This is a genomic window from Myxococcus sp. SDU36 (assembly GCF_030168875.1).
GTDB lineage: Bacteria > Myxococcota > Myxococcia > Myxococcales > Myxococcaceae > Myxococcus > Myxococcus vastator.
In genome coordinates this window covers 2,001,144-2,005,340 of record NZ_CP077414.1, presented here as the reverse complement: position 1 = coordinate 2,005,340, position 4,197 = coordinate 2,001,144, and the positions used below count along the sequence as shown (strand labels likewise).

2 protein-coding genes are annotated in these 4,197 nt (G+C 69.4%); one reads left to right on the top strand and one right to left on the bottom strand.

Annotation, left to right across the window (positions count from 1 at the left end; all coding sequences use genetic code 11):
- Window positions 1-142 precede the first annotated feature (142 nt).
- A complete protein-coding gene (locus KGD87_RS08140) occupies window positions 143-2,455 on the bottom strand; it encodes a TIGR02266 family protein (protein WP_284666900.1) in 2,313 nt (770 codons plus the stop codon).
- Window positions 2,456-2,628: 173 nt separating this feature from the next.
- On the opposite strand from KGD87_RS08140, the gene guaB reads away from it, so the two are divergent.
- A complete protein-coding gene (gene guaB / locus KGD87_RS08135) occupies window positions 2,629-4,086 on the top strand; it encodes an IMP dehydrogenase (RefSeq protein ID WP_163786237.1) in 1,458 nt (485 codons plus the stop codon).
- Window positions 4,087-4,197 lie beyond the last annotated feature (111 nt).

Sequence of the window (4,197 nt, the reverse complement as noted above, 5' to 3'; positions counted from 1 at the left end):
GGCAGCGCGCTCGTCTGTCCGGAAGGAAGCGAGGCGCTACATAGCAGGCAAATCCGACCCTCTAGGGGCTGGCCAGACTCACCGGAAATTTCCCGGAATCACGCATGACGCGGAGTGCGAACAGGGCACGCAGAGCGCGTCTTCAGGCTCGTCCAAACAGCCCCTTGAGCCACCCCATGAAGCCCTTCTGCTTGGGGGCAGCAGTCACGCTGACAGTGGGCATCGCGGACACCGGGGCCGATGAAGGTGGCCGGACGGGCACCGGGCGCGTGGCCGACGCGGCGGCGCCCGTGGACATGGGCACCTTCACCGGAGCGGACGGCCCCGTGGCCGTGGCCCCCGCGTGCCCCACGCTCCGTGCCGCGGCTGCCGGGCTGGACGCGGACGGCGGCTCCGGTTCGACCTGCGCCAGCCGTGCCTTCACGGCCTCCGGGGTGTCGCGCGTGCTGAAGGTGCTCGTCACCTCGCGGCCCGAGGAGGCCTCGCGCGCGGTGACCTTCAACAGCGACTCGTTGCTGACCTCGAAGGTGACGCTCACCTGCACCGCGCCACGCGGGAGCTTCGGCAGGCCCTCCAGCTTCAACGTGCCCAGGTACTCGTTGTCCGCGGCCTTGTCGGAGTCGCCCTGGAACACCGTGAGCTCCAGCTCCGTCTGGCCGTCGCGGTGCGTGGCCAGGGTGTAGCTCTTGGTGGACGGCAGCGACGTGTTGCGCTCCATCACCGCCTTGAAGCGGCCACCGGGCAGGCCCACGCCAATGGCCATGGGCAGCACGTCGATGAGCACCACGCCTTCCAGCTGCCCCAGGCTGTGCGCCAGCAGCGCCGCGCCCAGCGCCACGGCCTCGTCCGGGTGCACGCCCTTGCTGGGCGGCTTGCCGAAGAGCTTCGTGATCTTCTCGTGCACCAGCGGGAAGCGGCTCTGCCCACCCACGAGGATGACCTCGTCGATGTCCTGCGGCGCCACCTTCTTCGCCCGCAGGACCTCCTCGCAGACCTGGAGGGTGCGATTGACCAACCCCTCCGTCAGCTCCACCAGCTTCTGCCGCGAGAGCATGACGTCCAGATCGCACGGCTTGTCGTCGATCATCGTCACGAACGCGACGTGCACCCGCACCTCCGAGCGCTCCGACAGCGCGCACTTGGCGCGCTCGGCCGCGTCGTTGATGCGCTGCATGGCCACCCGGTCCCCTTGGAATGCGCGGCCGGTGGCCTTCTGGAACTCGTCCAGGAGGTACGTGACGATGGCGTTGTCGAAGTCGATGCCGCCCAGGAAGGTGTCGCCGCCGGTGGAGATGACCTCGTAGACGTTGTCGTTCAGCTCCAGCACCGACGCGTCGAAGGTGCCACCGCCCAGGTCGTACACCAGCACGCGCTGGTTCAGCGCGCGCCCGTAGCCATAGGCCAGCGCCGCCGAGGTGGGCTCGTTGAGGATGCGCTCGATGTACAGGCCCGCCAGCTTCCCGGCCTCGCGCACCGCCTGGCGCTGGTTGTCGTTGTAGTAGGCGGGGACGGTGACGACCGCGCGGGACACCGGGTGGCCCAGCTGGTTCTGCGCGACCTCGCGGACCTCCCGGAGGATGAGCGCGGAGATCTGCTGCAGCGTGTAGACGTGCTCGCCCAGCTTCACGCCCGCGTCGCCATTCTCACTGGCGGCGATCTCATAGTGGAAGCGGTCCTTGAGCTGCTCCACCACGGGCGACGCGAAGGGCCGGCCCACCATCCGCTTGGCGCCGTACACCGTCTGGCGCGGGTTGGTGAGCATCTGCCCCTTCGCGGGGTGGCCCACCACCAGCTTGCCCCGCGTGTTGACGGCGATGATGGAGGGCACCGTGTTGTGGCCCTCTCGGCTGGGCAGCACGCCCGGCTTGCCGTTGCGGACGTACGCCGCGCACGAGTTCGTCGTCCCCAGGTCAATGCCAATGACGACGCCCGCGCGCTTGGGCTCCTCCGAGCTGAGGTTCAACGCCGCGTGGGCCATCATCTGGGGTGGCGGCGCGGCGGCCGCGCTCCCTGCGACGGGCGCCGGTGCGACGGGCGCGGCGGAGAGGGCGACGGGCGCATGCTCCGTCGGTGGTGGGACCGTGTAGTCCGCCGGCCCCACATTGGGAGGAACCGGGGGGACCTCCGACTGGGCGTGAGGCAGGGTGACGACCAGCGAATCGAGGAACCGCCGGGTGGGCGCATCCGCGTTCAGGAAGCGCAGGCCCATGCCGAGCACGCCCTGTCCGCCCTGACCTGTGACGTAGTGGACGACGGCCGCCGCGTGGATGATGCGCTCCCCGCCCGCCAGCTTGAGCTCCAAGGTGACGGCCGTGCCCGGGGGCTTCACCGCGCGTGCGCGCAGATAGATGCCACCCCGGGTCACATTCGGGCCGTACTTCGCCAGGAACTCCTCGAGCGTCGCGAAGGGCAGCTTCACGACGAGCCCGACCGCACCCTGATTCGAATCCGTCAATGCCCGGTTCCTGAGACGAGAGGGGATACTGGGTTGCGATTATCGCCCGAACTCCGAGGGAACGGGCGTCAAATCAGCGCCCTTCTCCGTTGCGCCGGGGCAGCGTACCTCGTATGGAACCGCACCCGCGGGCTGTGGTGCCCCGCGGGCATCTGCCCACGGGAGCGCCGCTCATGCTCAACCCCGATATCCGGCTCGCCCTCACCTTCGACGACGTCCTGCTGGTCCCGGCCGAGAGCTCGGTCGTCCCCAAGGACGTCGACCTGACGACCCGGCTCACGCGCAACCTCCGTCTCAACATCCCCCTCCTGTCGGCGGCCATGGACACCGTCACGGAGTCCCGGACCGCCATCGCCATGGCCCAGGAGGGCGGGATTGGCGTCATCCACAAGAACATGACGCCCGAGCAGCAGGCGCTCGAGGTCCTCAAGGTCAAGAAGTTCGAGAGTGGCATGGTGGTGGACCCCGTCACCATCGAACCGGAGGCCCCGCTGGGCCGCGCGCTGGAGCTGATGCGCCTTCACGGCGTGTCTGGCATCCCGGTGGTGAAGGGCCGGCGCCTGGTGGGCATCGTCACCAGCCGCGACGTGCGCTTCGAGACCAACTTCACCCAGACGGTGGAGTCGATGATGACGCGCAAGCTCGTCACCGGCCACGAGAGCATCACGCAAGCAGATGCGCAGAAGCTGCTGCACCAGCACCGCATCGAAAAGCTGCTCGTCGTCAACGAGGACTTCGAGCTCAAGGGCCTCATCACCATCAAGGACATCGAGAAGCGCCGCACGCACCCCAACGCGGCCAAGGACGGCAAGGGGCGCCTGCTGTGCGCCGCCGCCGTGGGCGTGTCCGCGGACCGCGAGGCCCGCGTGGAGGCGCTCATCAAGGCCGGGGTGGACGTCATCGTCGTGGACACCGCGCACGGCCACTCCACCGCGGTGCTGGACGGCGTGCGCGACACCCGGAAGAACTTCCAGGGCTTCGACCTCATCGCCGGCAACGTCGCCACCGCCGAGGCCACCCGCGCGCTCATCCAGGCCGGCGTGGACGCGGTGAAGGTGGGCATCGGCCCCGGCTCCATCTGCACCACCCGCGTGGTGGCCGGCGTGGGCGTGCCCCAGGTGACGGCCGTGGATGACTGCGTCCGCGAGGCCCAGAAGCACGACGTGCCCGTCATCTCCGACGGCGGCATCAAGTACTCGGGCGACATCGTCAAGGCGCTGGCGGCGGGCGCCAACACGGTGATGATTGGCTCGCTCTTCGCCGGCACCGAGGAGTCCCCAGGCGACGTCATCCTGTACCAGGGCCGCAGCTACAAGAGCTACCGCGGCATGGGCAGCCTGGGCGCCATGAAGCAGGGCGCCAAGGACCGCTACTTTCAGGCGGACGTGGAGGCCGTGAAGCTGGTGCCCGAGGGCATCGAGGGCCGCGTGCCGTACAAGGGCACCCTGGCGATGAACGTCCACCAGATGCTGGGCGGCATCCGCAGCGGCATGGGCTACGTGGGCTGCCGCAGCATCGACGAGCTGCGCACCCAGGCCACCTTCGTCCGCATCACGTCAGCCGGGCTCAAGGAGAGCCACGTGCACGACGTCATCATCACCGAGGAAGCGCCGAACTACCGCGTCGAGTAGTCCGGCGGGCGCCAGGGGAGGGCGGTGGCCCGTCCTCCCGCGCCGCGCCCGGGGCCATGAAAAAGGGCCCGCGCCTCCTGGCGGGGCCCTGGTGTCCAGCCAGCAAGGGCC